The 26294-nt window shown below is 67.2% G+C and carries 27 protein-coding genes; 17 read left to right on the forward strand and 10 right to left on the reverse strand.

All coding sequences use genetic code 11. From position 1 onward, the window contains the following. Window positions 1–22 precede the first annotated feature (22 nt). Entirely contained in the window at window positions 23–334 is a 312-nt protein-coding gene (locus AACH06_RS27190) for a hypothetical protein (protein WP_341428960.1), read from the reverse strand. A gap of 17 nt (window positions 335–351) precedes the next feature. Next, window positions 352–1968, reverse strand: a complete 1617-nt coding sequence (locus AACH06_RS27195) for a DUF4331 domain-containing protein (RefSeq protein ID WP_341428961.1) — start codon at window positions 1966–1968, stop codon at window positions 352–354. Between the two features lie 243 nt (window positions 1969–2211). Here AACH06_RS27195 and AACH06_RS27200 point away from each other — a divergent pair, with 243 nt between their 5' ends. From AACH06_RS27200 to AACH06_RS27240, 9 genes are all read left to right on the forward strand, one after another. Further along, window positions 2212–3183, forward strand: coding sequence for a BMP family lipoprotein (locus tag AACH06_RS27200; protein ID WP_341428962.1), 972 nt, complete (start codon window positions 2212–2214; stop codon window positions 3181–3183). Between the two features lie 5 nt (window positions 3184–3188). After that, window positions 3189–4757, forward strand: a complete 1569-nt coding sequence (locus AACH06_RS27205) for an ABC transporter ATP-binding protein (RefSeq protein ID WP_341428986.1) — start codon at window positions 3189–3191, stop codon at window positions 4755–4757. A gap of 106 nt (window positions 4758–4863) precedes the next feature. Then, window positions 4864–5997 carry an ABC transporter permease gene (locus tag AACH06_RS27210; protein WP_341428963.1) on the forward strand — a complete coding sequence of 378 codons (1134 nt, stop codon included), beginning with the start codon at window positions 4864–4866 and terminating at the stop codon, window positions 5995–5997. After that, window positions 5990–6931, forward strand: a complete 942-nt coding sequence (locus tag AACH06_RS27215; protein WP_341428964.1) for an ABC transporter permease — start codon at window positions 5990–5992, stop codon at window positions 6929–6931. Before AACH06_RS27210 ends, AACH06_RS27215 begins: the two co-directional genes overlap by 8 nt. Then, window positions 6932–7414, forward strand: a complete 483-nt coding sequence (locus tag AACH06_RS27220) for a cytidine deaminase (protein WP_341428965.1) — start codon at window positions 6932–6934, stop codon at window positions 7412–7414. Continuing rightward, entirely contained in the window at window positions 7404–8240 is an 837-nt protein-coding gene (locus AACH06_RS27225) for a purine-nucleoside phosphorylase (protein ID WP_341428966.1), read from the forward strand. Before AACH06_RS27220 ends, AACH06_RS27225 begins: the two co-directional genes overlap by 11 nt. Window positions 8241–8242: 2 nt before the next feature. Beyond that, window positions 8243–9013 (forward strand): deoxyribose-phosphate aldolase, encoded by a 771-nt coding sequence (deoC, locus tag AACH06_RS27230; protein ID WP_341428967.1) that lies wholly within the window; start codon window positions 8243–8245, stop codon window positions 9011–9013. A gap of 14 nt (window positions 9014–9027) precedes the next feature. Then, on the forward strand, window positions 9028–10383 hold the full coding sequence (gene deoA, locus AACH06_RS27235; protein WP_341428968.1) for a thymidine phosphorylase: 1356 nt from the start codon (window positions 9028–9030) through the stop codon (window positions 10381–10383). Window positions 10384–10418: 35 nt separating this feature from the next. Further along, a complete protein-coding gene (locus tag AACH06_RS27240) occupies window positions 10419–12008 on the forward strand; it encodes a glycoside hydrolase family 32 protein (protein WP_341428969.1) in 1590 nt (529 codons plus the stop codon). A gap of 79 nt (window positions 12009–12087) precedes the next feature. Here AACH06_RS27240 and AACH06_RS27245 read toward each other — a convergent pair whose 3' ends face one another. From AACH06_RS27245 to flhD, 6 genes are all read right to left on the reverse strand, one after another. Continuing rightward, complete coding sequence (locus AACH06_RS27245) at window positions 12088–12720, reverse strand: protein phosphatase CheZ (RefSeq protein ID WP_341428970.1); 633 nt, start codon at window positions 12718–12720, stop codon at window positions 12088–12090. Between the two features lie 15 nt (window positions 12721–12735). Beyond that, window positions 12736–13131, reverse strand: coding sequence for a chemotaxis response regulator CheY (cheY, locus tag AACH06_RS27250; RefSeq protein WP_341428971.1), 396 nt, complete (start codon window positions 13129–13131; stop codon window positions 12736–12738). Between the two features lie 43 nt (window positions 13132–13174). Continuing rightward, window positions 13175–14098, reverse strand: coding sequence for a flagellar motor protein MotB (gene motB, locus AACH06_RS27255; protein ID WP_341428972.1), 924 nt, complete (start codon window positions 14096–14098; stop codon window positions 13175–13177). 57 nt (window positions 14099–14155) lie between these two features. Beyond that, window positions 14156–15016 carry a flagellar motor stator protein MotA gene (motA, locus tag AACH06_RS27260; protein ID WP_341428973.1) on the reverse strand — a complete coding sequence of 287 codons (861 nt, stop codon included), beginning with the start codon at window positions 15014–15016 and terminating at the stop codon, window positions 14156–14158. A 332-nt stretch (window positions 15017–15348) separates the two neighbouring features. Continuing rightward, window positions 15349–15930: a flagellar transcriptional regulator FlhC gene (flhC, locus tag AACH06_RS27265; RefSeq protein ID WP_341428975.1), complete on the reverse strand. Its 582-nt coding sequence runs from the start codon at window positions 15928–15930 to the stop codon at window positions 15349–15351. A 121-nt stretch (window positions 15931–16051) separates the two neighbouring features. Further along, window positions 16052–16375 (reverse strand): flagellar transcriptional regulator FlhD, encoded by a 324-nt coding sequence (flhD, locus tag AACH06_RS27270; RefSeq protein WP_329722013.1) that lies wholly within the window; start codon window positions 16373–16375, stop codon window positions 16052–16054. A 733-nt stretch (window positions 16376–17108) separates the two neighbouring features. On the opposite strand from flhD, the gene AACH06_RS27275 reads away from it, so the two are divergent. The 4 genes from AACH06_RS27275 (at window position 17109) to AACH06_RS27290 (ending at window position 21216) form a co-directional block, all read left to right on the forward strand. Further along, window positions 17109–18596, forward strand: a complete 1488-nt coding sequence (locus tag AACH06_RS27275) for a CDP-glycerol glycerophosphotransferase family protein (protein WP_341428976.1) — start codon at window positions 17109–17111, stop codon at window positions 18594–18596. Window positions 18597–18631: 35 nt separating this feature from the next. Further along, window positions 18632–19792 carry an FkbM family methyltransferase gene (locus AACH06_RS27280; RefSeq protein ID WP_341428977.1) on the forward strand — a complete coding sequence of 387 codons (1161 nt, stop codon included), beginning with the start codon at window positions 18632–18634 and terminating at the stop codon, window positions 19790–19792. 157 nt (window positions 19793–19949) lie between these two features. Continuing rightward, entirely contained in the window at window positions 19950–20438 is a 489-nt protein-coding gene (locus tag AACH06_RS27285; protein ID WP_341428978.1) for an adenylyltransferase/cytidyltransferase family protein, read from the forward strand. Window positions 20439–20442: 4 nt separating this feature from the next. After that, window positions 20443–21216, forward strand: coding sequence for a WbqC family protein (locus AACH06_RS27290; protein WP_341428979.1), 774 nt, complete (start codon window positions 20443–20445; stop codon window positions 21214–21216). 54 nt (window positions 21217–21270) lie between these two features. Here the strand turns inward: AACH06_RS27290 and gcvA are convergent, their stop codons facing one another. Beyond that, window positions 21271–22200: a transcriptional regulator GcvA gene (gene gcvA / locus AACH06_RS27295; RefSeq protein WP_341428980.1), complete on the reverse strand. Its 930-nt coding sequence runs from the start codon at window positions 22198–22200 to the stop codon at window positions 21271–21273. A gap of 128 nt (window positions 22201–22328) precedes the next feature. Here gcvA and AACH06_RS27300 point away from each other — a divergent pair, with 128 nt between their 5' ends. From AACH06_RS27300 to AACH06_RS27310, 3 genes are all read left to right on the forward strand, one after another. Beyond that, the gene (locus AACH06_RS27300; protein ID WP_341428981.1) at window positions 22329–23192 is read left to right on the forward strand and encodes an SDR family NAD(P)-dependent oxidoreductase; all 864 of its coding nucleotides are present in this window, start codon (window positions 22329–22331) and stop codon (window positions 23190–23192) included. A gap of 117 nt (window positions 23193–23309) precedes the next feature. Then, a complete protein-coding gene (locus AACH06_RS27305; protein ID WP_341428982.1) occupies window positions 23310–23636 on the forward strand; it encodes a rhodanese-like domain-containing protein in 327 nt (108 codons plus the stop codon). Window positions 23637–23771: 135 nt separating this feature from the next. Then, complete coding sequence (locus tag AACH06_RS27310) at window positions 23772–24347, forward strand: GNAT family N-acetyltransferase (protein WP_341428983.1); 576 nt, start codon at window positions 23772–23774, stop codon at window positions 24345–24347. A gap of 26 nt (window positions 24348–24373) precedes the next feature. On the opposite strand, the gene AACH06_RS27315 is transcribed toward AACH06_RS27310, so the two are convergent. Next, window positions 24374–25270 (reverse strand): LysR family transcriptional regulator, encoded by an 897-nt coding sequence (locus tag AACH06_RS27315; protein WP_341428984.1) that lies wholly within the window; start codon window positions 25268–25270, stop codon window positions 24374–24376. An 88-nt stretch (window positions 25271–25358) separates the two neighbouring features. Here AACH06_RS27315 and AACH06_RS27320 point away from each other — a divergent pair, with 88 nt between their 5' ends. Continuing rightward, window positions 25359–26177 (forward strand): carboxymuconolactone decarboxylase family protein, encoded by an 819-nt coding sequence (locus tag AACH06_RS27320; RefSeq protein ID WP_341428985.1) that lies wholly within the window; start codon window positions 25359–25361, stop codon window positions 26175–26177. Window positions 26178–26294: the final 117 nt, after the last annotated feature.

Below are 26294 nucleotides of genomic sequence, written 5' to 3' on the forward strand. Positions count from 1 at the left end.
CCGGTGACCAAGGTCCGGCTTGTCAGCCCAGCGCAGAGGGCTCGCTGTCGTCGCTGGTCGGGGGCTCGGTGGTGACGAGGTCGAACATCAGGGGTTCACTCGTCTCCAGCGTGTTCGCTTCGCTGGTTTGCTCCAGCGCGAAGCTGAACAACGACTCGGGTGACGCGAAGGCGGAGGCCGGCACCTGGTCGCTCGCCGGGGGTGGCGGAGGCGGCGGTGGCGGCGTGGGGCCATCGCCGCCACCCCCGCCGCAGCCGGCGACGATGGCGGCACTGGCGACGGCGGCGAAGAGCCCGGCCAGGCGAGGGCGGGTGGTGAGCTGGGAAGGGTTCACGATGCGTTCTCCTCGATTCAGCGGCCCTGGCCACGCATCGCTGCGGGGGCGGACTGGGCTGTCTTTGCGGTCTTGGCCGCCACGGCACCGGCCCCGGGGATGGGTGTGTTCAGGTAGGGGAAGCCGGGCAGCAAGGGCTGCTGCGCCTGGTCGACGTTGTCGTTCAGGTTGAACACCGCCGAGCCCAGGGGCACCACCGAAGGCTTGCAGGCCGTGCCGAAGCCCAGCGCGTCCGTGTCGCCATTGGCCACGCACAGGCCGCCCATCACCGCGATCAGCGAGATGTCGACGATGTCGTCTTTCGGCCGCCGGCCGTTCGGGTAGCCCGCCGAGTCGTTGCCCCCGGCGAGGATGTTGCCAACGATGCCCAGCCGGTTCTGCTGGGCATACGGCACGGCGGGGATCGCGGTGTTCAACCGCAGCATCTCGGACGCGACCACGTTGGCCGGCTTGTTCACACCGGGAATGCCCGTCAGGAACGTGGTCACCAGGTCGTTGCGCGGCAGGTTCGTCGGCGCAGCGCCGGGCAGTTCCAGATAGGTTTCCAGCAGCTTGGGGTACGACGGGTTCGTGACGTACCCGGCGAACTGCCCGTCGTCCTTCGGCTTGGCGGCGTTGAAGCGGTTCTTGTCCTTCAGGCCGATCACCAGCTCATTGACCAGCGGCATGCCCAGGCGCGAGACCTGCGTCCACGCGCCGCCAGCGCGCTCGGCCGTCTGCAGGCCCGGCTTCGGGCTGGGGTCGAGCAGGCGCGTCTGCCGCAGGCTGGCGGTGGTCCAGCCGCCGATGACTGTCTCGCTGCCCTGCGTGAGGCAACTCTTGGCCACTTCGAGTGCGATCGCGGTGACGTTCTTGTCGGCCAGTGTGCTGGCCGAGGCACCGATCGCGTTCGGATCGGTGAGTGCCGAGACCGGTGCGGCCACCTGGTCGAAGATGACCCCGAGGTTCACCGCGAACGGGTCTTGCCGCTGGCCGACAAAGAGCCGGCCCGGCGTCGAGCAGCCCGGGATGTTCACGGCGTAGATGTGTTGGCCGGCGTACGCCGCGTAGTCAGGGATGGTCTTGGAGCCGATGTTGTCGGCTGGTTTGTCGAAGGTGGCCGAGCCGCCGCTGGCCTGGGTCACCGCCGAGGCGGTGCCGGTGCGCCGGTCGCCCCGCACCAGAGTCACCGTGTAGGTTTGGTTGATCTGCAGATGCGGGTCGCGCCGGGTGCTCACCGTGCCCTTTTGCAAGGGCGCGATCTGGGGCGACTGGTCGCCGACCGATTCGGTGATGCCGGTGCCGCCGTTGGACAACTCGTTCTTGAAGCGGAACTGGAATGTCAGGTCCTCTTTCGCGTCGCCGTTGTTGTCGACGTGGATCTCATACAGCGCATTGCCGTCGAGGTCGAAGTAGTTGGGGCCGCCGTAGCTGTCTTGCAGGGGCAGGTAGTTGGCGATCAGCGTCACGAAGTTGCTTCGGCCGGACTCGTAGCTGTTGAACAGGTAGAAGTCGGCGGCGTCGACCTTGGGCGAGGTGGTGATGAACGGTGCCTCGCGATGGCTGGAGGCCTGGGCGCCGCCGGCCAGGGCCAGCAGCACGGCGGCGGCGAGGGGGCTGGCGCGTCGCGCCAGAGGGTGACGATGGGATGGCATGGATGGAACTCCAGGTGGACAAAAGGGCTCGGCGCTCCGTCACCTGACCAAAGTCAACTGCCCGCAGCGTCCGTGGGCTTCTTTACGGGCCACCGGGCCGATCGGATGCAGCACCGATGCCGGTCGCCCGCGGCGGGCGCCGGCCCCGCCGGCACGGAACCCGGCGCCCTGTCCCTGAATCAGGCTTCAAAGTTGCTATCCTCCCCGCCACTTCAGAACCCGGCATCCTCGCCAAGGACCTTCATGTTCCGCAGATTGACCATTGCCGCCGCGCTGTCGGCTGGCCTCACGGCCGTTGCCTGGGCCGACCCCGCCCTCGTCTACGACATGGGTGGCAAGTTCGACAAGTCCTTCAATGAAGCCGCCTACCGCGGCGCGGAGCGCTGGAAAAAAGACACCGGCAAGTCCTACCTGGATTTCGAGATCGCCAACGAGGCCCAGCGCGAACAAGCGATGCGCCGCATGGCCGAGCGGGGCGCGAGCCCGGTGATCGGCATCGGCTTCTCGCAGGGATCGAGCATCGAGAAGGTCGCCAAGCAGTTTCCGAAGCAACAGTTCGTGATCATCGATTCGGTGGTCAAGCAGCCAAACGTCGAATCGATCGTCTTCAAAGAGCACGAAGGCAGCTTCCTGGCCGGCATCATGGCCGCCATGGCCAGCAAGACGGGCAAGCTCGGCTTCGTCGGCGGCATGGACATTCCCCTCATCCGCAAGTTCCAGTGCGGCTACGAGCAAGGCGCGCGCTACGCCAATCCGAAGATCGAGATCAGCGGCGCCATGACCGGTACCACGCCCGCCGCGTGGAGCGATCCCTCGCGTGCCGGCGAGCTTGCCAAGGCCCAGATGGCCAAGGGAGCGGATGTGATCTTCGCGGCGGCCGGCGGCTCCAGCGTCGGTGTGTTCCAGGCCGCCAAGGACGCCGGCAAGCTCGCCATTGGCGTGGACAGCAATCAGAACCATCTGCATCCGGGCACGATGCTGACCTCGATGGTCAAGCGGGTCGACGTGGCCGTCTACAACGCCGCCAACAAGTCGACGCCCGGCCTGACCGTGCTCGGGCTGAAGGAAGGTGGCGTGGACGTGGCCATCGACGAACACAACGCCAAGCTGGTCAGCGCCGCCATGAAGGCCAAGGTCGAGGCCGCGCGTGCCGACATCATCGCCGGCAAGATCAAGGTCGTCGACTACATGACCAACAACAGCTGCACGCCTTGAGCGCGATGGAGCCTTCGGCCACCGCGCCCGCCAGCGCAGTGGCGATGACGCGCATCTGCAAGCGCTTTGGAGAGCTTCGGGCCAACGACGAGGTGAGCCTGCGCGTCGAGCGCGGCAGCATCCACGGCATCGTCGGCGAAAACGGGGCGGGCAAGAGCACGCTGATGTCGATCCTGTACGGCTTCTACCAGGCCGACAGCGGCGAGATCGCGATCAACGGCCGGCCGGCCCGCATCCGCCATTCCCATGATGCGATCGCGCTGGGGATCGGCATGGTGCACCAGCACTTCATGCTGGTCGAGACCTTCACCGCGCTGGACAACGTGCTGCTCGGGGCCGAGCCCAGTTGGCGGCTGGGGCCGGCGCGTCAGCGCGTGCGCACAGAGCTCGAGGCGCTGATGCGCGACACCGGCCTGCAGTTGAATCTCGATGCCATCATCGAGACGCTGCCGGTGGGCGAGCGCCAGCGTCTGGAGATCCTGAAGGCCCTGTACCGCGGTGCGCGCATCCTCATCCTCGACGAGCCGACGGCCGTTCTCACACCCGCCGAGACCGACACCTTGTTCGGCACGCTGCGCCAACTGCGCGAGCGTGGCAGCACGGTGCTGCTGATCACCCACAAGCTCAAGGAGATCGCCGCACTGTGCGATCGGGTCACGGTGATGCGTTCTGGCAAGGTGGTGCTGGACACCCGTACCGCCGACACCACGATCGACGGCCTCGCCGAGGCGATGGTGGGCCGGCGCGTCCAACTGGGCCGCCGCGAGGTGGCCGCTTCGCCAGCCGGCACGGCCCCCTTGCTGCAGGCGCAGGGCCTGACCTGGCGCGACGCGCAAGGCGTGGTGCGGCTGAACGATGTGTCGCTGGCGCTGCGGCCCGGCGAGATCGTCGGCATCGCTGGCGTCTCTGGCAACGGCCAGAGCGAGTTGCTCGATGTGCTGGCAGGCTTGTCGGCACCGATGGCGGGCCATCTTCAGCTGGCGGGTGAAAGGTTCGAACCGGCGCGCTGGTTGACGCCGGCGCGTGCCCGGCGGCTTAAGCTGGCCCACGTGCCGGAAGATCGCCACCGCCGAGGCTTGGTGCTGCCGCTGGCGGCCTGGGAGAACGCAGTGCTCGGTTACCACCGCTTGGCCCGTTATGCCCGGCGCGGTCTGGCCCGGCGCGTGGCCATGCGAGAAGACACCGTGCGGATGATGGAAGACTACGACGTCCGCCCCCGGGCGCCCATGTTGCGCAGCGCCAAGTTCTCGGGCGGCAACCAGCAAAAACTGGTGCTCGCCCGCGAGGCGCTGCACCAGCCCCAGGTGCTGCTGGTGGGGCAGCCCACGCGCGGCGTGGACATCGGCGCGATCGAGTTCATCCACGAGCGCCTGCGCGCGATGCGAAACGCAGGTGGCGCGGTGCTGCTGGTGTCGTCCGAGCTGGACGAGATCCTCGCGCTCGCCGACCGCGTTCTGGTGATGAACGCCGGCCGCATTGCGGGCGAGTTGCCGATCGCCGATTGCAGCGAGGCCGCGCTCGGGCGACTGATGGCTGGGGTGGCAGCAGGCGCTGTGGCGAAGGAGGCGGCATGAGCCCCCAAGGCCTCTCACTGGGCCCATCTCTGGGCCCATCTGCGGACAGCAGCCAGGGCGGAATCTCCCCGCGGGTGACGGCGGCGCTGGGCGCCAAGAGGACAAGATGAGCAGCAGCCAGAGTTACGAGCTGCCCCGCTGGATCGACCTGGGCGTGTTGCCCGTGCTCAATGTGGGCATGGCGCTGGCCGTGAGCGCGCTGGTGGTGGCGTTCACCGGGCAAGACCCGGCGCAGGCGTTGGGCTTGTTGCTGCGCGGCGCATTCGGCAGCGCCATGGGTTTCAGCTACACCCTCTACTACGCGACCACCTTCGTTTTCACCGGCCTGGCCGTCGCGGTGGCCTACCACGCTGGCTTGTTCAACATCGGCGGCGAGGGCCAGGCGATGCTGGGGGGCATTGGCACGGCGCTCGTGGCGCTGTGGCTGGGCGATCACTACCCCGCGTGGGTGGTGCTGCCGGCGATGATCGTTGCTTCGATGCTGTTCGGCATGGCCTGGGCGGCGGTGCCGGCGGCGCTGCAGGCCTGGCGGGGCAGCCATGTGGTGATCACCACCATCATGTTCAACTTTCTCGCCTCGGCGCTGCTGTCGTACCTGCTGGTCGAGGTGTTGAAAGAGCCCGGCAACATGACCGTCGAGAGCCGTTCGTTCGGGCCGGCCGCGCTGATGCCCGGGGTGCACGACGCGCTCGCGGCGCTCGGCATCGAATGGCCCCGCTCGCCGTTGAATCTGTCGGTGCTGTTGGCCGTGGCCGCGCTGGTGGGCGTGTACCTGTGGCTGTGGCGTAGCACCTCGGGTTTCGCCGTGCGCACCGTGGGCCATTCGGCGGGGGCGGCGCAGTATGCCGGCATCCGCCCGGCGCGTCAGGTGATGGTGGCGATGTGCGTCTCCGGGGCGCTGGCTGGCTTGTTGGGCATCAACGAGCTGGCGGGGGTGCAAGGCCGCCTGCTGCTCGACTATGTGGTGGGCGCCGGTTTCGCCGGTATCGCGGTGTCACTCATCGGGCGCAACCACCCCGTGGGCGTGGCGCTCTCTGCCTTGTTGTTCGGAGCGCTCTACCAAGGCGGGGCCGAGCTGTCGTTCGAGATGCCGGGGGTCAGCCGCGACATGGTGTTCACGCTGCAGGGCCTGATCGTGCTGTTCTGCGGCGCGCTCGGCCAGGCGGCCGCGCCGACGCTGGCGAAACTTTGGGCCCGCTGGCGCAGCGCACCCGCCGCGAAGGAGGCCGTCCATGGATGAGATCGGCCTGGCGACGCTGATCGCTTCGACGCTGCGGGTCGCGACGCCGCTGATCCTCTGCGCGCTGGCGGCCACCTTGTCCGAGCGCGCGGGCGTCATCGACCTGGGCCTCGAAGGCAAGATGCTCGCCACCGCGTTTGCCGCGGGCAGTGCCGCGGCGCTGACCGGGTCGCTGCCGCTGGCCTTCCTGATCGCGATCGTGGTGGGCGTGTTGCTGTCGATGCTGCACGGCTATGCGTGTGTCAGCCACCGAGGCGATCAGGTGGTGGCCGGCATGGCCATCACGATGACGTGCGCCGGGCTGACCGTGGTGCTCGGCATGGCCTGGTTCCACCTCGGGGGGCAGACGCCAGCGCTGCCGGACGAGTTGCGGCTGTCTCGCTGGTTCGGCGGGCCGGGCGGTGCCACGCCCTTCTTCGGTTTGCTGGGGCACAACGCGCTGGTGTACGTGGCACTGCTGTTGGTGCCCGTGGTGGTCTGGCTGCTCGACCACACCCGCTTCGGCCTGCGGCTTCAGGCCACCGGCGAGAACCCGGCGATGGTCGATGCCGCGGGTGTGTCCGTGGTGGGTATGCGCTATCAGGCGCTGGCGCTCAACGGTGTGCTGTGCGCCCTGGCCGGCGTCTACCTGGTGCTGGCCCAGAGCCCGCAGTTCGTGCCCAACATGACGGCCGGCCGTGGGTACATGGCGATGGCCGCGATGATCTTCGGCCATTGGCGCCCCCTGGGGGCCTTGGGTGCCTGCCTGCTGTTTGGTTTCCTCGATGCGCTGGCCATCCGGCTGCAGGGTACCCCGCTGCCGGGCATCGGCGCCGTGCCGGTTCAGGCCATCCAGGCCTTGCCGTATGCGCTGACGGTGGTGCTGCTGGCAGGCTTCATCGGCCGCGCCCGCGCGCCCAAGGCCCTGGGCCAGCCGTATGTCAAAGAGCGTTGAATGAGCGAAGACCTGGATCAGCGCGCCGCCCCCTTGCCCGAAGCGCAGTGGCATGCCTTGCTCGAGGCCGCGCGCGGCGCGCGTGAACGCGCCTATGCACCGTACTCCCACTTTCATGTCGGCGCGGCATTGCTCGACGAAGCGGGTCGCATCCATGCCGGTTGCAACGTCGAGAACGCGGCGTATCCCGAAGGCGTGTGCGCCGAGGCTGGGGCCTTGTCGGCCCTGGTGCTGGCGGGCGGGCGCCGCATCGTGGCGGCGGTGGTCGTTGGTGCCGGCACCGAGCCGGTCACGCCGTGTGGCGGTTGTCGCCAGAAGCTGCGCGAGTTCGGCGCTCCGTCGTTGCCCGTGCGCATCGCCGACGCGCAGGGCTGGCGCGGCGAGCACACGCTGGCTGCGCTGCTGCCGTCGAGCTTCGGGCCCCAGAACCTCTCTACTTCCCCCTTGCCTGCGAGCCAGAAAGACAGCGGCGATGCATCCTGAATTCGAATCTGACGTGCGCCGCTCCGCCGCGCTGTTGCGCGAGCGCGCCGGCGGCGCACCTGGGCCCCGCATCGCCGTGGTGCTGGGCTCTGGCTGGGGTGGCCTCGCGGCCGAGGTGGAAGACGCGGTCGACGTGCCGTATGGCGATCTGCCGGCGTTCCCGCCCATCGGCGTGGGTGGCCACGCCGGCCGCCTGCTGATCGGCCGCATCGGCCCCACGCCGGTGATGGTGCTGTGCGGTCGCAAGCATGCCTATGAGACCGGCGATGCGGCGGCGATGAAGGGCGTGATCCGCACGCTGGCGGCAGCCGGCGTGCGCACGCTGGTGCAGACCAACGCCGCCGGCAGCCTGGACCCGGCGCTCGGCCCGGGCGAAGTGATGCTGATCGCCGATCACCTCAACCTGGTGCAGCGCTCGCCGCTCATCGGTGAGACCGGCAACGAGCGCTTCGTCGACATGGCCGACGCCTACGATCCGCTGCTGCGGCAGCAGGCCCAGTCGGCGGCGCAGGCCTTGGGCAGCCCGCTGCGCGAGGGGGTTTACGCCTGGATGCTCGGCCCACAGTTCGAGACACCGGCCGAGATCCGCATGCTGCAACGCCTGGGTGCCGATGCGGTCGGCATGAGCACCGTGCCCGAGACCATCCTCGCTCGGCATGCTGGGCTGAAGGTGCTCGCGCTGTCGCTCATCACCAACCTCGGATGTGGCCTGGCCGAGGTGGCGCTCAGCCACCACCAGACGCTGAGCGTCGCCGCCCAAGCCGGCGATCGGGCGGTGGCGCTGCTCTGTGCGATCCTGCAAGCCCTGCCCCCGGAGACTGCGTGACCATGAACGACGCTGAACTGCAGCAGGCGGCCCGCCAGGCCCTGGCCTGCCTGGATCTCACCCGCCTCAACGACGACGACACCGAGGCCGACATCGAACGCCTGTGCGAGCGCGCGCACACGCGCCATGGCGAGGTGGCCGCCGTCTGCGTGTGGCCGCGCTTGGCTGCGTTGGCACGGCGCCGAGCGCCCGCCGGTGTGCGCGTGGCGGCGGTGGCGAACTTTCCCCACGGCGAGGCCAAACCCGAGCGCGCCCAACGCGACGTGGGCGAGATCGTGCAGGCCGGCGCGCAGGAGGTGGACGTGGTGCTGCCCTGGCAGGCGCTGCTGGACGGCGACACCGGCGCGGTGGCGCGGGTGCTGGCCGCCACGCGGCGCGCTGCCGACGGGCTCACGCTGAAGGTCATCCTCGAAACCGGCATGCTGCAGTCGGACGCGCACATCACCGAGGCCAGCCGCATCGCGCTGGGCGAGGGCGCCGATTTCCTCAAGACCAGCACCGGCAAGGTGCCCACCGGGGCGACGCCCGAAGCCGCTCGCGCGATGCTGCGTGCCATCGCCGGCGATGCGCGCCGGGCTGCGGTGGGCTTCAAAGCCTCCGGCGGCGTGCGCACCGTGGCGGAGGCGGGGCTCTATCTGAAGCTGGTCACCGAGCACCTTGGCGCCGAGGCCGCAGCGCCCGCGCGCTTTCGCATCGGCGCCAGCGGCCTGTTGGACGACATCGACGCCGTGTTGAGCGGGCGAGCGTCCTCCGTCTCCGGCGCAGGCTATTGAGCACGGTGGGCGACATGACGACCGTGCTGGCGCAGGAAGTCATCCGCCACAAGCGAGACGGCGGCGCGCTGCCCGCGCGCGAGATCCAGGCATTCGTCGACGGCTTGTGTGCCGTGCCGGGCGATGCGCGGCACTGGAGCGATGCCCAGGTCGCTGCATTGGCGATGGCGGTGTGCCTGCAGGGCATGGGTGAACCTGAAACCGTGGCACTCACCCGGGCGATGGCCGACAGCGGTGAGCGCCTCGACTGGCGCCGCGCCGACCTGCCCGGCCCGGTGCTGGACAAGCATTCCACCGGTGGCGTGGGCGACAAGGTCAGCCTGATGCTGGCGCCCATCATCGCGGCCTGTGGCGGCTTCGTGCCGATGATCTCCGGCCGCGGCCTGGGCCACACCGGTGGCACGCTGGACAAGCTCGCCAGTTGGCCCGGCTACCAGCTGATGCCGGATCAGGCCCGGTTGCGCCAGGTGGTGCGTGAGGCGGGTTGCGCGATCGTGGGCGCCAGCGCGGCGCTGGCGCCGGCCGATCGGCGGCTGTATGCCATTCGCGATGTCACGGCCACGGTCGAATCGTTGCCGTTGATCGTGGGCAGCATCCTCTCGAAGAAGCTCGCGGCCGGGCTGCAATCGCTGGTGATGGACGTGAAGGTCGGCAACGGGGCGTTCTGCCGCGACATGGCCCAGGCCCGGCCGCTGGCCGAGGCGCTGGTGCGTGTGGCCGGCGCCGCCGGCATGCCCACCCGCGCGCTGTTGACCGACATGAACCAGGTGCTCGGACACCACGCCGGCAATGCGCTCGAAATGCGCGAGGCGATCGATTTCCTCACTGGCCGCGCCCAGGAGCCGCGCCTGCTCACGCTGACGCTGGCGCTGGCGGGCGACATGCTGCACCTGGGGGGCTTGGCCGATACCCCCGCCGCAGGTGAAGTGCGGGCGCGCCAGGTGCTCGAAGGCGGCCAGGCTGCCGAGTGCTTTGGCCGCATGGTCGCCGCGCTGGGCGGGCCGCGCCGTGTCCTGGAAGACGATGAACTTCCCCGTGCGCCGGTGGTCAAGCCCTTGAAGGCGCCCGCCGACGGTCAACTCGGCGGCATCGACACGCGCTCGCTGGGCCTGGTCGTCGTGCAACTGGGCGGCGGCCGACGCCGGGCCGAAGACCCGATCGATGTGCGCGTGGGCCTGGCCGACGTGCTGCCGCCCGGCCATCCCGTTCAGCGGGGGCAGCCCGTGCTGTGGGTGCATGCGGCCGACGAGACCACGGCGGATGAAGCGCTGGTGCAGTTGGCGGCCACGATTCGTGTCGAGGCACCGGGGCCGGTGGAGCACCGGCCGGTGGTTTTGGCGCGCCTGGCCGAAACGGGTGGGCCCGCATGATGTGGGCGCACCAAGCTGATGGAGTCTGATAGTCGATGCGTCGCCGATTGCTGATCACCGCTTCCGCACTGGCCCCCTGGCTGGCGGCCTGCCAAACCGCGCGCAAGCTGATCGCGCCGCCATTGAGCAACTACCGCGAGCCGCACCGCCCGCAGTTCCACTTCACGCCTTCGGCGGGTTGGATGGACAAGCCCTGCGGCCTGGTCTTCCACCAAGGCGTGTACCACCTGTTCTACCAGTACCACCCGGCGGCGACGCTGTGGGGGGCCATCCACTGGGGGCACGCCACCAGCCGCGACCTGGTGCGCTGGGGGCCTCAGCCGATCGCGCTGGAACCCGAGGAAGAGCGCTTTGCTTTCTCAGGCTCAACCGTTGTCGACACCGACAACACCGCCGGCTTCGGCGCACAGGCCCTGGTGGCGCTCTACACCCGCCACGACATGGCGGCCGAAATCGACGATCGGCGCGATTTCCAGACGCAGCACCTGGCCTACAGCGTCGACGGTGGCCGCAGCTGGCTCGCCTTCGACGACGAGCCAGTCATGCCCAACCCCGGCGCGGCGAAAGACTTTCGCGATCCCAAGTTGCTGCGGCACGCGCCCAGCCGCCGCTGGGTGGCGGTGGTGGCGGCCGGCGATCACGTCGAATTCTGGGTCTCGCGCGATCTGAAACGCTGGGAGTGGAAGAGCGACTTCGGCCGCCGCTTTGGCAGCCATGCCTCGGCCTGGGAATCGCCGGACTTGTTCGCGCTGCCCGTCGAGAACGGCGGCGGGGGTGAGCAGCGCTGGGTGCTGCTGCAGAGCATGACGGCGGGCTCGCCCAACAGTGGCTCCGGCATGCAGTACTTCATCGGCGAGTTCGATGGCGAGCAGTTCGTGCTCGACGAGCGTTTCGAGCGCGAAGTGCCCTACGGCCGTGGCGTGTGGCTCGACCAGGGGCGTGACCACTTCGGTGGCCTCACCTGGCCCTTTGGCAGCGAGGGCCAGCGTGCGCTCATCGCCTGGATGAGCAATTGGGACTACGCGCGCCAGGTGCCCGCCAGCAGCTGGCGCGGTGCGATGACGCTGCCGGTCACGTTGTCATTGCGGCAGACCCCGCTCGGCTTGCGGCTGCACACCCGGCCGCTGCCGGCCCTCGAAACGCTGCGCCAGCAGAGCGCTTCGCTGGCCGCGGCGCCGATCCGCGGCGCGTCCATCGATCTGGTCACCGCCAGCGGCGGCATCGACCCCCGGGCGATGGAGCTTGAGCTGGTGCTCGAGCCGGGCACGATGGGCCGCTGCGGTGTCGAGTTGTCCAATTCACGCGGAGAGCGCTACCGCATCGGATTCGATGCCACCCAACAGCTCTACTACAGCGACCGCACCGAGGCCGGCGACCACCGCTTCTCAGCCCGTTTCGCCGGCACCGTGCACACCGCGCTGCGCCCACCGGGCGGCGGGCCGCTGCGCCTGCGCCTGTTCTTCGACGCCTCGTCGGCCGAGCTCTTCGCCGACGACGGCGCGCTGCAAATGACGGAAGTCTTCTTCCCCAGCGAAGACTTCACCCACGCGACCCTTTTCGCCGAAGGGCCGGGGGCGAAGCTGATCAGCGGCCGCGTGCACCGACTGGCGCGGATCTGGCCCTGATCGAGCCGCACTCGCGCGCTCGAAACGACAACGCGCCCCGGAGGGCGCGTTGCGAAGGAAGAGCCGTTGACCGTGCGGCTCAGAACCCGAGGCTCGCCAGCAGATCGTCGACCTCACCCTGGTCGGCCACCACGTCGGTGCGGCCTTCCGGGTTCACCACGGGGCCTTGCAGCACCGTGGGGTCGACCTTCTCGCGTTGATCTGCGGGCACCACCTGGACCAGCAGCTTGACCAGGCTGTCTTCCAGGTCGTTGGCCAAGGTCACCACCTTCGCGACCACCTGGCCGGTCAGGTCGTGGAAGTCCTGGGCCATCATGATGTCGGTCAGGTGCGAATCGATCCGTGACGTGCGCTGTTCCACGTCGTGGACGAAATTCATCACCGCGCCGCTGGCCACGGTGCGCACCGGATCGGCCACGATGGCATCTGCCAGGGCGCGCGTCGCCGCGGCGATCTCGGCGTGTTCGGCCTTGGCCTGGTCCACCGAGTTCAGCACCTTCTCGGCGGCCGCGGCCGTCTTGGTGGCGATGTAGCTCAGGCGGCTGCGCGCATCGGGCAGGCCGTCGGTCGCGATCTGCAGCTTGGGCATCACGCCCAGCTGCTGCATCGTGTCGTGCAGCACGCGGGTGATGTTGCCCAACTGCTGAAACACTTCTGGGGAGACCTGCAGCGGCTCTGCCGCTGAAAGCTTGGAAATGTCTTCCATCTTCATGTCGGTACTCCCGGGTCAGGCCGTCGCGGCCATTTTTTGCATGATCTTCTGGACTTTTTCTTCCAGAGTCGCTTTGGTGAACGGCTTGACGATGTAGCCCGCCGCACCGCTTTGGGCGGCCAGCACGATGTCTTCCTTGCGGGCCTCGGCCGTCACCATCAACACGGGCAGGTGCTTGAGCGAGTCGTCGGCCTTGATCGCCTTGAGCAGATCAAAGCCGTTCATGTTGGGCATGTTGATGTCGCTGACCACGAAGTCGAATTTGGCCGACTTCAGCATGCCGAGAGCGACTTGGCCGTCTTCGGCTTCTTCGCAGTTGTTGCAGCCCATCTCCTTGAGCAGGCCCCGCACGATGCGGCGCATCGTGGAGAAATCGTCGACAACAAGGAATTTCAGGTCACTCTGGTTCATGGCGGTCCTTCAGCGGGGTCAGCGAGGTTTGAAGCGTTATCGGTCAACGGGACGGGGGACTTGAGGCCGTTTCATCGCCGTCTTCGGTCTCCTCGACGGCAGTGCGGAATACCCGGTCTTCCGCTTCACGGTTCATCACGATGATGCTGATGCGGCGGTTGCTCGGGCTGGTGGGTTCGTTGCGCAGGAAGGGCTGGCTGAAGGCCAGGCCTTGCACCCGAAGCACCCGGTTCTCGGCGAGCCCGCCGGCCATCAGCTCTCGTCGGGAGGCGTTGGCGCGGTCGGCCGACAGCTCCCAGTTGCTGTAGCGGAACTCGCCGGCCGCAAACGGGGTGGCATCGGTGTGGCCTTCCAGTGTCAACAGGTTGGGCACTTCGGTGAGGATCGCGCCGATGGCCTGCAGCAGCTCACGCATATACGGTTTGACCACCGCACTGCCCGAATCGAACATCGGTCGGTTCTGCTCGTCCACGATCTGTATTCGCAGGCCGTCGCGCGTCATGTCCAGCCGGATCTGGGATGACAGCGCCTTGAGCCGTTCGCTCGCCTGGATCTTTTCTTCGATCGTGTTCTTGATCTCTTTCAGCCTGGCGATTTCGGCGCGCTTTTGTTCGGCCTTCAGGGCGGCCAGATTGATCGTCTTCTTCGGTGCATCGACATCGCCGCGCTTGATCTGGCCGTTCGAGCGGGTCAGGTCTTCGCCGCCGCCCTTGACCACGTGCGAGGCGTCGCCCGAGCCGGCTCCGCCGGCGAGTGCCACCTTCAGTGGTGAGCCGAAGTAATCGGCAATGCCCTTCTTGTCGCCCTCGGTGGTCGAGCCCAGCAGCCACATGAGCAGGAAGAAGGCCATCATGGCCGTGACAAAGTCGGCGTAGGCGATCTTCCAGGCGCCACCGTGGGCGCCGTGGCCGCCCTTCTTGATCTTCTTGACGATGATCGGCTGCAGCTTCTTGGCGTCACCGGCCATGCTCAGCCTCCATCGTCTTAATCAGCGGACGGGTGCCGCGGGTGATGCGCAGCCGGGTCACTTCTTGCCTTTCACGTGGCCTTCCAGCTCACTGAAGGTGGGGCGCTCGGTGGAATAGAGCACCTTGCGGCCGAACTCGATGGCCACTTGTGGCGCGTAGCCTTGCATCGAAGCCAGCAGCGTGGTCTTGATGCACTGCAGCTCCTTGCCGTCTTCGTCGATCTTTTGCTCGAGCAGGCCCGCCAGGGGTTCGGCAAAGCCATAGGCCAGCAAGATGCCGAGGAAGGTGCCCACCAGGGCCGAACCGATCATGCCGCCGAGCACCGCGGGCGGCTGGCCCACCGAGCCCATGGTGTTCACCACGCCGAGCACCGCGGCCACGATGCCGAAGGCGGGCAGGGCGCCGGCCAGGCGCGCGATGGCGGCTGCGGCGGCGTGTGCCTCGTGGTGGTGGGTCTCGACCTCGCTGTCCATCAGCGATTCGATCTCGTGGGCGTTCAGGTTGCCGGAGACCATCATGCGCAGGTAGTCGGTGATGAACTCCACCACATGGTGATCGTGTCCGACGGTGGGGAATTTCTGGAAAAGAGGCGAGTTGTGCGGGTCTTCGACGTCCTTCTCGATGGACATCAGGCCTTCCTTGCGCGCCTTCTGCAGGATCTCGTACAGCAGCGCCAGCAGCTCCATCGCACGGGCCTTCGAATACTTCGAGCCCTTGAAGCAGGCGCCCAGCCCCTTCGCAGTGGCCTTGAGGACCTTGGGCTGGTTGTTCGCCACGAAGGCGCCCAGCGCACCGCCGAAGATGGTGATCAGCTCGAACGGCAACGCATGCAGGACGACGCCGATGTTGCCCCCGTGCGCGACGAACACGCCGAAGATGCAACCGATGGCGACCAGCCAACCGACGATGACAAACATGTTGAGGGATTCCGGGCTAACGTGGGTGCGCTCGAGGCCGCAGCACTGCGGTCCTTGCGGTGATATCGGTTAGCCCTTGTCGCGGCTTGAGCGCCAAAACCCCTGAATTGCCCGTGAACCCGGGCGTTTGTTGCAATGCAAAAAGAAAAAAGGCGGACTCACGTGGAGTCCGCCTGAAAGCACAGGGGTTGTGCTAGGAGGAGACAAGCATGAACAAAATCAGTTCCGACACCGTTTGTATTCGGCCGGTGCCCCCGGGTTTCAAGTGCCGATGCATTCGGTAACCTGCAAGCCGGGAATAGTTGGCAGAGATGGCCTGGGCCCCGAGGGCTTCAGACGACGTCGTCGGTGGCCAGCTGCCGCGCGCCGGTGGCAGTAGGCAGTTGCAGCGCGCCGGCCTGACGGCCCTTGCCGGCACGGGCGGGCGGGTTGCACAGGCCGCAGATGAAGTGCTTGGCGATCTCGTGAGGGTGGCTGACATAGTGCCCGCCGCACTTGGTGCACTTGGTCATCGTCAGCATGCCGTTGTCGACAAACTTCACCAGTCGCCAGGCGCGGGTCACGGAGAGCATGGGCTCCAGGCCTTGCGCCGAGGTCTGCTCCAGGTAGAGCTGGTAGGCCTTGATGACGGTGTCGATTTCCTCGAGTTCCGACGTCTTGTTCAGGTACTCGTGGATGTTCAGGAACAGGCTGGCGTGGATGTTCGGCTGCCAGGTCATGAACCAGTCGGTCGAGAAGGGCAGTTGGCCCTTGCTGGGCGACTTGCCCGACACCTCTTTATAGAGGCGCAGCAGGCGCTCGTAGGACAGGTCGGTCTCCGACTCCAGCACCTGCAGGCGGGCGCCGAGGTTGATCAGCGTGACGGCACGCTCAATCTGCTTGGCTTCGGTCAGGATGCTCTTGGTGCGGGCCATGGTGTGTTTCTCCGTCCTCAGGTGTGTTCATCGCGTACCGAGCCGGCGCCGGGCCGCTCCCAAGGCGGCTCGGCCACCCCTCGGGGGTGGGCTTGCGTACCCGCAAGCCCAGGGCAGACATTCAGGCTGCTTCCTGGTGGCGGCCGGCCATCAGGATCGAGGCGTGCAGGCGGCTGACGCTGTCGTTGGCGGCGGCCTTGCCGTGGCTGGTGAGCAGGCCCCAGACGAGGTCATCGTCCATGCGGAAGCGGCACAGCAGCGTGTTGCCGGTGGCGATCTTCATCATCTGTGCCGGGGTCAACGTGGCGATCAGGTTGGCGGTTTCTTCCGAGACGCCCAGGCGGAACAGCGCTTGTTCGCGGTCGGCGCGGATCAGGCTCTGAGCCAGCATCAGGTACGACAGGTTGGCTTCGCGGATCTCGGCGAGGATCTGGTTGGTGTCCATGATTCGTTCCTTGGCTTGTCTGCTGTTTCAGGGAGAAGAGACTTGTCGTCTCGGCATGGGATGAACTGTAAGGATCGAAACAAAGCCGAAACATCAGTTCACTTCCGCGGCTGAAGTCCGGCTTTTTCCGTCCGCCTTGTCAGGCAAATTCCTACACGCTGTCGGTCGCGGGGCGGGTAAACGGCTGCCGCGAGGGGGCCTTCGAGGGGCTCTGACGCATCAGGAGGCGGCCTGGCACACGGGCGGGTAACCGCTCGGTCGGTAGGCGGTGGGCGAGGTGGTGAGCAGGACGGTGGGCGAGGCTGGCGGGGAGGCGCCGCTGAGCCGCCTTCGGGCAAGACCTGGCCGGCCGGCCTGCGTCGCAGTGGCCGGGTCGCCGTGGCTGCGTCTGTCATCCAACTGCGCATGGCTCCCTCGCTGCGCGGGTGGGCGGCACCGGCCCTGCGGCACGACACGTGGTCGCCTTTGCGCTGGCAGCAGCCTTGCAGGCGACCGAGTCTTCCTTCCGCGCTGTGGACGACAGTGTGCGCCGGTTCGCCGCGAATGTGTGGAATTTCACGCGCGCCGCGTGGGCTCGCCCGTGGGTCTGAGACGGTTGCCCGACGTGCTTGCGGCGGGCCACCGGGGCGCCAAACAGGCCCGACTTGGCGCCGCATATCCGCCCTTCACCGCGCGGGGCGCTGCCTACAGTGATGGCGCATTGGCCGGTGGATCGGCCGAAGAAGCCCTGCCCATGATCAACGCCTCGCTGCCCCCTTCCGTGAACCCCGCCGGCTTGCCGCCTGCGTTGCCCGTTGGCGACGATTGGGCGGCGTTGGACGAGCGCCTGGGCGCGATCGAGGCCTTTGGCGGCCAACTGAGCCAGGCGGTGGAGCAACTGGTCGAGGCGGTGGTCGGGCTGCAAGAGCAGGCGCAGCAGGTGGCGGCACCGGCGCCCCCGCAGCTCGCCGGTGGCGCCGAGGCGGCGCTGGCCGCCATCGGGGCGCTCAACAGCCGGGTGGTCGAGCTGGAGCAGCAGTTCGCGCTGGAGCGCAGCTGCCGCGATCTGGAACGCGTCTCGCGCATGCACCCGAAAGACCGCGTGGTGGTTTTCGTGGCCACCACCTATCTGGGCTGCAATGCCAAGTACGCTTGGCTGGCCTTCCGCGAGCGCGCCAAGGCCGAGGGCATCACCGCCTGGCTGCTGCCGCAAAACGCCGAGCAGGAGCGCATGGCGAAGAGCCTGGGCGAAAAGTGCTTTCCCCACCGGCACGCCGACTGGTCGGCCGAGCATGTGCATGCGGCGTTGTCCGCGGCGGTTGTCGTCACCTGCGACCACTTCCTGAACCCCAACCCCTATGCCCCCGCGCTGCTCGCCGGGGCGCGGCATGTGCAGTTGTGGCACGGCATCTCGATCAAGGAGATCGGCCTGCGCAACCTGGCGCCGATGCGCAACATGACGCCACGCTACGCCAAGGTGCTGGCCACGACCGGCCCCTACACCCGGATGGTGGGCACCGCGGCGTCGGCCGAGAATGAATGGCGACGCTGGTTCAGCTTTGAGCGCTATGCGCCGATCGGCTATCCCCGCAACGACGTGCTGCTGCGCGAGCCCACCGAAGGCGATCTGCTCAACGTCGACCTCGAGATGCTCAACGCCGCCGTGGCGGCCCGGCAGGCGGGCCGCCGCGTCGTGCTTTACGCCCCCACCTTCCGCGACGTGAAGCGCGGCACCTGGGTGGTCGACGCCGGCCTGGAGCGCCTGGCCAAGCAGCTTGACGAGCGAGGCGACCTGTTGATCGTGAACCTGCACCCGGTGGAGCAGCCGATGATCCCGCAGCTGAAAGAGGCCGTGCCCACCGCACGATTCGTGGCGCCGCGGACCGACATCTACCCGCTGCTGCCGCACACCACCGAGCTGGTCACCGACTACTCCTCGGTGATGTTCGACTACCTGCTGCTCGATCGCCCGATTCTTCTGTTCCGCCCCGACCACCAGGAATACGTCACTCGCTCACGCGCGCTGTACGACGACAAGCTGGACACCAAGCCCGGCCCCTTGGTGAGCAGCATCAACGAGCTGTTGCTGGCCTTGCGCAACCGCGCCGCCGAAACGGCCGCCCATGCACGCCACCGCCAGACGCTGCGCGATCGCCTGCACGACCACGCCGACGGCCGTGCCGGCGAGCGCTTCAACGAGCTGCTGCTCGAAGAAGTGGCCCTGGCGCTGGACGCCCACTGACCGCACGCTGCGGCCGACATCAGGAGAGCCCACCGATGAAGCTTCGCAACGATCTCGCAGCCCTGCTGCCGCGCCTGCGCGACGACGATCTGTACAAGTTCTGCGTGTTCTACGAAAAATACGCGCCGCACCTCGCCGAGATCGCGTCGGGGCTGTACGACCGGCTGTGCACGGTGGACCAATCGCGGTTCCTGCTGTGGTTTCTCAAGCGTTGGGCCAAGATCGATCTGGTCAACCCGATTGAGCGCCAGCTGTATGACACGACCATCGAGCGGCTGCGTACCGAGCCGCGGCCGGTGGAAGAGCTCAACGGCGTGCCCTACCGCCTGCGCGACATGACCTCGCAAGGCTACGACTTCAAGATGCTGGGCTATGACTGGTGGCTGGGTGCGCACGACATCCGCTACGGGCAGTACGAGCACGGCGACATCCAGCTGCAGCCCGACGACGTCATCATCGACGCGGGTGCGTTCATCGGCGACACCGGGGTCTACTTCCACCACAAGCTGGGTGGCCGCTGCCAGATCCACAGCTTCGAGCTGCTCGATGAGAACCTCGCGCTGCTGGTGCACAACTTCGAGCGCAACGGTGTGCGGCCGGGCGTGGACGTGGTCATCAACAAGCTCGCGCTGGCCGACAAGACCGGCGAAGAGATCGTGATCGCCGATGGCGCCACCCAGGGCTCGACCTCGATCTTCGGCAAGAGTGCGCAGGGCAGCCGTGTCCAGACCATCACGCTGGACGACTACGTGATGCGGCTCGGTCTGGAGAAGGTGGACTTCATCAAGATGGACATCGAAGGCGCCGAGCTGCAGGCCCTGCACGGTGCGCGCCACACCATCCGCCACTTCAAGCCCAAGCTCGCGATCTGCCTGTATCACAAGTGGAACGACGCCTTCACCTTGCCGCAGGCCATCCACGCCACCGGTGTCGACTACAGCTTCACCTTCAAGTGGGTGCAGTTGAAGGACGGTTGGGAGGCGATCCTGCTGGCCATTCCCACGGAGCGCGCCACCCATCCCGTGCGCCCGCCGGCGCCTCAGGTGCAGACGCACGACCCCATGGCCGATGCGCTGGACACCTTCTGCCGCGCCTACGCGAAGAAGTTCGGCCAGGTCGAAACCCTGCGCCGAAACCAGCGCCTGGCCGAGCGCGCCGCCACGTCGACGATCGACACGCAGCCCGAGACGGCCTGAACAGGCCCCGCAGCGGCCGGCGAGGGGGCGCGTCATCCCGACGCGAAGCGGCGTCGAAACACCTCGCTTCTTCGCGCATCACGCTGGCCGGGGCTGCGTAGAGTGGGCATCGTGGCGCCCGTTTCATGGTGCGCCAAGCCGACCTGGGAGCGCCCCGATGAGTCTGACCGTCCAAGCCCTGAGCCCTGAACCCGTGCGGGCCCTGCCCGACATGGGCGACACGCCCCGCATCGACGGCGGGCCGACCATCGCGCTGACCTACGGCACCTACGACCTGTTCCACATCGGCCACGTTCGACTCTTCGAGCGCATCAAGCAACGTTACGACCGCCTGATCGTGGCCGTGTCGACCGACGAATTCAATGCCATCAAAGGCAAGAAGGCGGTGGTGCCCTACGCCGACCGGGTGGCGATGGTGCGTGCCTGCCGCTATGTGGACGAGGTCATCCCCGAGAACGATTGGGGGCAGAAGGAATCAGACGTGCTGGTGCATGGCGTGGATGCGGTGGTCATGGGCAGCGACTGGACCGGCCGCTTCGACGAGCTCAAATCGCTGTGTGATGTGGTCTACCTGCCGCGCACCGAAGGCGTGTCCAGCACCGAGCTGAAGGCAGACGTGGTGGCTGCTGTGAGCGGACGGGCGTGAGGCCATGACGCGCGTCGAGCGGGCGGCAGATTCGCCCACCTCGACCGGTGGCGCTTCGGCCACGCCACCCGATGGCGTTGCGTGCCGCCGCGTGGCGGTGCTGCAGCCCTATCTCTTCCCCTACCTGGGCACCTTCCAACTCGCTCGGCAGGTGGATCGGTTCGTCTTCTTCGACGACGTGGCCTTCATCAAGAAGGGCTACATCCATCGCAACGCGGTCTTGCTGGACGGGCAGTTGCATCCGTTCACCGCGCCGGTGAGAAACGCGAGCCAGAACCGGACGATCCTGCAACACGAGTACGTGGGCGATTGGCAGGCGCTGCTGGCGCTGCTGCACCGGGCCTATGGCAAGGCGCCATGTTTCGAACCGGTGTACGACGTCGTGCAACGTGTGCTGCTCGAGCGTGACGAGAACGTGGCCCGAAAAAACGCGCGCTGCATGGCGGCGGTCTTCGAGTACCTGGGCCTGCCCTTCGAGCACGGCTTTTCATCGGCGCATGCCTTGCCGCCAGAGCTGCGCGCCTCGGCCCGCGTGCGTGCGGTCTGCCGCGCAGAAGGGGCGACGACCTATGTCAACCCCGCGGGGGGGCGCGCCCTCTACGACGCGGCCGACTTCGAACGCGACGGCATGGCCCTGCGCTTTTGCGTGATGCGGCCGGTGCTCTATCCGCAGCAGGCACCGAACTTCGTGCCGTTCCTGTCGATGCTCGATGTGCTGATGCACTGCCCGCGCGAGCAGGTGGTGCAGCTGCTGGATGCGTGCGACCTGGTCCAGTGAAACGGAGAAATCGGATGTTCGTGGGCACCTGCCAGCGACTGATCCAGGTCGTGTTCACACGTGCGGCGTTGTTGGGTGAGGAACCTGGCTGAACAGCCATTGCCGGAACGCCATGACGCGGGCGAGTTCGGCGCTTTCTGGGCGGTAGACCACGTGGTAAGCCAGGGGTGAGGGGCACCGGATGTCGGGAAACAGCCGCACCAGCCGGCCGCTCGACACGTCATCCGAGGCCATCAACCCACGGGCCAGGGCAATGCCTTGGCCTTGGGCCGCGGCCTGCAGCACCGCGCCCGAGTTGTTGATCTTCAGCCCGCGAGGCGCCAGCCGGCCCGTCACCCCGGCGGCCCGCAGCCACCCCGTCCAGTGAAGGAAGCCCTCGTGCTCGTCCATCGACAGATCGTGGATCAGCGTCTCACGCAGCAGATCAGCCGGGTTGGCCCAGGAGCGCGCGGCGCTCAGCGACGGCGAGCACACCGGGTACACCTCTTCTTCGAGCCACTTGTCGGCCACCAGGCCGGGCCAGCGGCCGGCCCCATAGCGCACGCCAATGTCGATCCGTTGCGCCACGAAATCCAGCGGGCGCAAGCTGGTGTCCAGCCTCACGTCCAGGTCAGGGTGCGCGGCGTGGAAATCGTCCAGACGGGGTAGCAGCCACTTCGCGGCGAACGCCGGGCTGACGGTGACCGTGATCACGCTCTCGGCAGCGCGTTCCTTCAGTCGGCCCAGGCCTTGAGCGAGGCGATCGAAGCCCGCCTGAATGTCGGGCAGCGCGCGTTGGGCGGATTCGGTCAGCGTCAACCGCAACTTGCCGCTGCTGCTGCGGTGAAACACAGGCGTGCCGAGCCACTCTTCCAGCCCACGGACCAACTGGCCGACCGCGGCGGGCGTCACGTGCAGTTCGGCCGCCGCCGCCGCAAAGCTGCGGTGGCGGGCGCTCGCCTCGAAGGCGCGAAGGGCATTGAGGTGCACAAGGGCTGGCTGCATAAGAAAGTTTTTCTATGGTGCTGACGCAATTTAACTCGTTTGCCGGCACAGCCGTGGCCCTGAAGAATCTCCTCACTGCCTGGATCGGTAGCCCTCCGGTCAGGCGTTGTTCACAGGAGTTTTTAGGCATGAGCGAATCGTTCAAAGGAAAGAAATTGTTGGTCGTCGGCGGCACCAGCGGCATGGGGCTGGAGACGGCCAGACGGGTGATGGCCGCGGGGGGCCGCGCCGTCATCGTCGGACACCGCGCCGACAAATTGCAGGCCGCCTGCCGCGATCTCGCGGCGATCGGGCCGGTGACGGCGCTGCCAGCAGATCTGAGCCAGGACAGCGACGTGCAGGCGCTGATCGAAACCCTGCGCCACGACCATGCGGACATCGACCTGCTGGTCAACGCGGCAGGGGTCTTCTCGCCCAAGCCCTTTCTGGAGCATCAGGGCGCCGACTACGACCGCTACATGGCGCTGAACCGGGCCTTCTTCTTCGTCACCCAGCAGGTCGCGAGACAGATGGTGGCGGCAGGGCGGCCGGGCGCGATCGTCAACATCGGCTCGATGTGGGCCCGGCAGGCCATTGCCGCCACGCCGTCGTCGGCCTACTCGATGGCCAAGGCCGGCTTGCACGCATTCACCCAGCACTTGGCCATGGAACTTGCACCTCACCGTATCCGGGTGAACGCGGTGTCGCCCGCGGTGGTGCAGACGCCCATCTACGAGGGCTTCATCCCGCCCGCTGAGGTGCATGCCGCTCTCCAAGGCTTCAACGCCTTCCATCCCTTGGGCCGTGTCGGCCAGCCCGACGACGTGGCCAGCGTGATGGCGTTTCTGCTGTCCGATCAGGCCAGTTGGGTCACCGGAGCCGTGTGGGATGTGGACGGCGGGGTCATGGCCGGGCGGAATTGGCGCCACCCCAACCTGGCCAAGGTCAAGGGGTTTGAGAAGTGCTTTGGCCAGCCATACAAGGTGACATACGACTGCGAAGCCGACCGGTAGTCGACGCCTGCTGGCGCACGGTGGCCCCAGCAGGACAGCGACGATGGGAAAAGTCGATGACTGTTCAGCGAAAACATGCGTTGGATCCGCGGTGGCCTACCCGGCAAGATGTGCGGCATGAAGCATCCTTCCAGCTTGCCCAGATCGTCGGCGACGATGGTCGCCGAGGCCAACGAACAAGTGGCGCGCATCTCGGTTGACGAGCTGCGGACGCTGCTGACGAACGACGCCATCACCTTGCTTGATGTCCGTGAAACCGGCGAACACGCCGCGTGCACCATCCCCGGCGCGGTGTGCGTGCCGCGCGGCATGCTGGAGTTCCACGCCGATCCGGCCAGTCCCTTTCACCGTGCCGGTATGGCGCCGAGCCGCAACTATGTGCTGTTCTGCGGCTCGGGCGGTCGGTCCGCGTTGGCGGCGTTGACGCTGCAGACCATGGGCTAATCACAGGTCGCCCACCTCGCGGGCGGCATCGTGGCGTGGCAATCCGCTGGGTGGCCCACCCAACCCGGCCAGCCAAGCTGACCGGTAGGATGTGGCCGGCGGCAATCGGCCGCGACACTCCTTTGCCGCACACCTGTGACCCTTTCGCCGGCCGCCCCCGCACTCGTCGTCGTTCAACACCACGAGAAGTTCCCCGAGCCCGAGTTCAGCCAATTGAGCCGTCGGGTGTTCGCCCAGATCCAGCAGCCGTCTACCGAATGGGCGCAGGTGATGCAGGCCGAGGCTGCAGCTCTCGCGAGCGTTTCGCGCGACGAGGCGGCCCCGGTGCCACCATCGCCCATGCGGCGCTGGGTCGCCTACTGGGGCGACGAGTGGGTGGGCTGGTCCACCGGCTGGATGGATCGTGGACAGGTTTTCTACATGGCCCACAGTGGCGTGCTTCCTGAGCACCGCCGCAGGGGCATTTATTCAGCCTTGCTGACGGCGGTGTGCCAGTACGCACAAGACCAGGCAGCCGTCGCGGTGCGATCGCAGCACTCGGTGTTGAACAACCCCGTGTTGGTCGCCAAGCTACGCGCTGGCTTCCATGTCACCGGCCTGTCACATGCAGCGCACATGGGAACGCTGGTGGAGCTGACCCGGCACCTGTCGGAAGGCCGGCAAGCACTGTTTCGCACGCGCTCGCTGCCTTACGTGCCGCCCGAGGCATGAGGTGCTCGCGCGGGCGTGTCTGAGCCTCAAGCGAACCGGTTCTTCAGCATGCCCACCAGCGAGAGCACGGCGGGTGAAGAGCGCGTGGGCGGGTAGGCCGCGCCGATGCGGATGCACAGTTGGTCGCCCTCGATCACTTCCTTGAAGACCACGCCCTTGCGGGTCATCGAGTTGAGTGAACGTGGCACCAGGGCGATGCCCTGCCCGACGGCGATCAGGCCCAGCAACACGTGATGGTCAACCGGCTCCGGGATGCGGCGAGGGTTGAAGCCCACCCGCTTGAACACCTGTTGACAGTAGTCGTAGTACGCCGGGTTGAGCTTGCGGTCGAACCAGAACAGGTTGTCATGCTGCAGGTCGAGGATGGACACCCGCCGCTTCTTGGCGGATGGATGGTTGCTGGCAATGCATGCCACCAGCGGATCGTCGCACAGATGCTCGACGACCAACCCGTCGGCGCGCGATGGCAGCCCGATGACGGCAACATCGATAGTGCCCTGATTCAGATCGCGGATGGAGTGGGCCGAGATCTGTGGCTTGACGATCACCCGGACGCCCGGGCAGATCTTCTCGAATTCGACGTCGACACCGGCGAACAGCCCGACATCGATGACGGTGGTGATGCCGAGCGTCAGCACCAGCTTCGCGCCGGCGGGCTTGGGCTTGAAGCGAACCATCACCTGCTCGGATTCGCGCAACAGCGACCTGGCATCGGCGAGAAACCCGTGTCCGGCTTCGGTCAGCCGCACGCCTTGCCGGTCGCGTTCGAACAAGGGCGTGCCCAAAGCGTCTTCCAGCATCTTGATCTGCCGGCTCAGCGGCGGCTGCGTGATGAACAGGCGCTCCGCCGCGCGCCGGAAGCTGAGCTCTTCGGCCACGGCGATGAAATAGGTGAGCTGGCGCAGCTTCAACTCGGGTCTCATTGATCTCCCATGGCTTTCTTCTGATACCGACAAGGTATCAGCAAAAAGAGCATTGGCCTAGCGAGACAGATGTACGTATGGTCTGGCCATGACCTGCACGAACACACCCACCGAAAGCGCCGCCTACCGAGACGGCCTCGAATGCCTGCGTCGAATCGAGGGGACGCGTGATCCATCGATCATTCCCGGCCTGGCCGACATCGCACCCGACCTGGCCACGATGGCGATCAGCTTCGTCTATGGGCAGCTGTATACCCGGGGCCGGCTCACGCTGAAGCAGCGTCAGCTGATCACCGTGGCGGCGCTGGCCGCGCTGGGTAACGCTCGGCCGCAGCTGAAGTTCCATGTCGCCGGGGCCTTGAACGTGGGATGCACGGCGTCGGAGATCGTCGAGTTGATGATGCACCTGGTGGTGTACGCCGGCTTTCCCACCGGGCTGAACGGCGTCTTCGCGGCACAAGAGGTGTTTCGCGAGCGTCAGATCGAATTCCGCCCCGTGGCCACTGCAGGCCCCGCTGCCTACACCGCCCACGACGCCCGCTACCGTGCCGGCTGGGAAGCGTTGATGCACATCGATGGCCACGCCGGTGAGAAGGTGATCGAGTCGCTGAAGGAGCTCGCACCCGACCTGGGCCGCTTCATCATCGAGTTCGGCTTCGGCGACATCTACACACGGCCGGGCCTGCCCCTGCTGGAGCGCGAGCTGGTGACCGTGGCGGCCTTGGCGGCCCTGGGCACCGCCGTGCCGCAGCTGAAGGTCCATCTTCATGGCCTGCTCAATGTGGGCGGCACCCGGGAAGAACTCGTCGAGGCGCTGATGCACGTGGCCGCCTACGCCGGGTTTCCCGCTGCCATCAACGCGTTGGGGGCGGCGCGCGAGGTGCTCGCCGAGCGCGAGACCACCTAGGGCGTGTTCACACTACGGAGCCCCGATGCGTTGCCACCAGAACCGGTCGAGCGCAAGGCGCAAAACGAAGCCGGGGTGCGGCCCCGGCGAGGCTTTGCAACGCCGCGGGCGGCTGGT

The sequence above is a fragment of the Ideonella lacteola genome (assembly GCF_038066555.1).
GTDB classification, from domain to species: Bacteria; Pseudomonadota; Gammaproteobacteria; order Burkholderiales; family Burkholderiaceae_C; genus Ideonella; species Ideonella lacteola.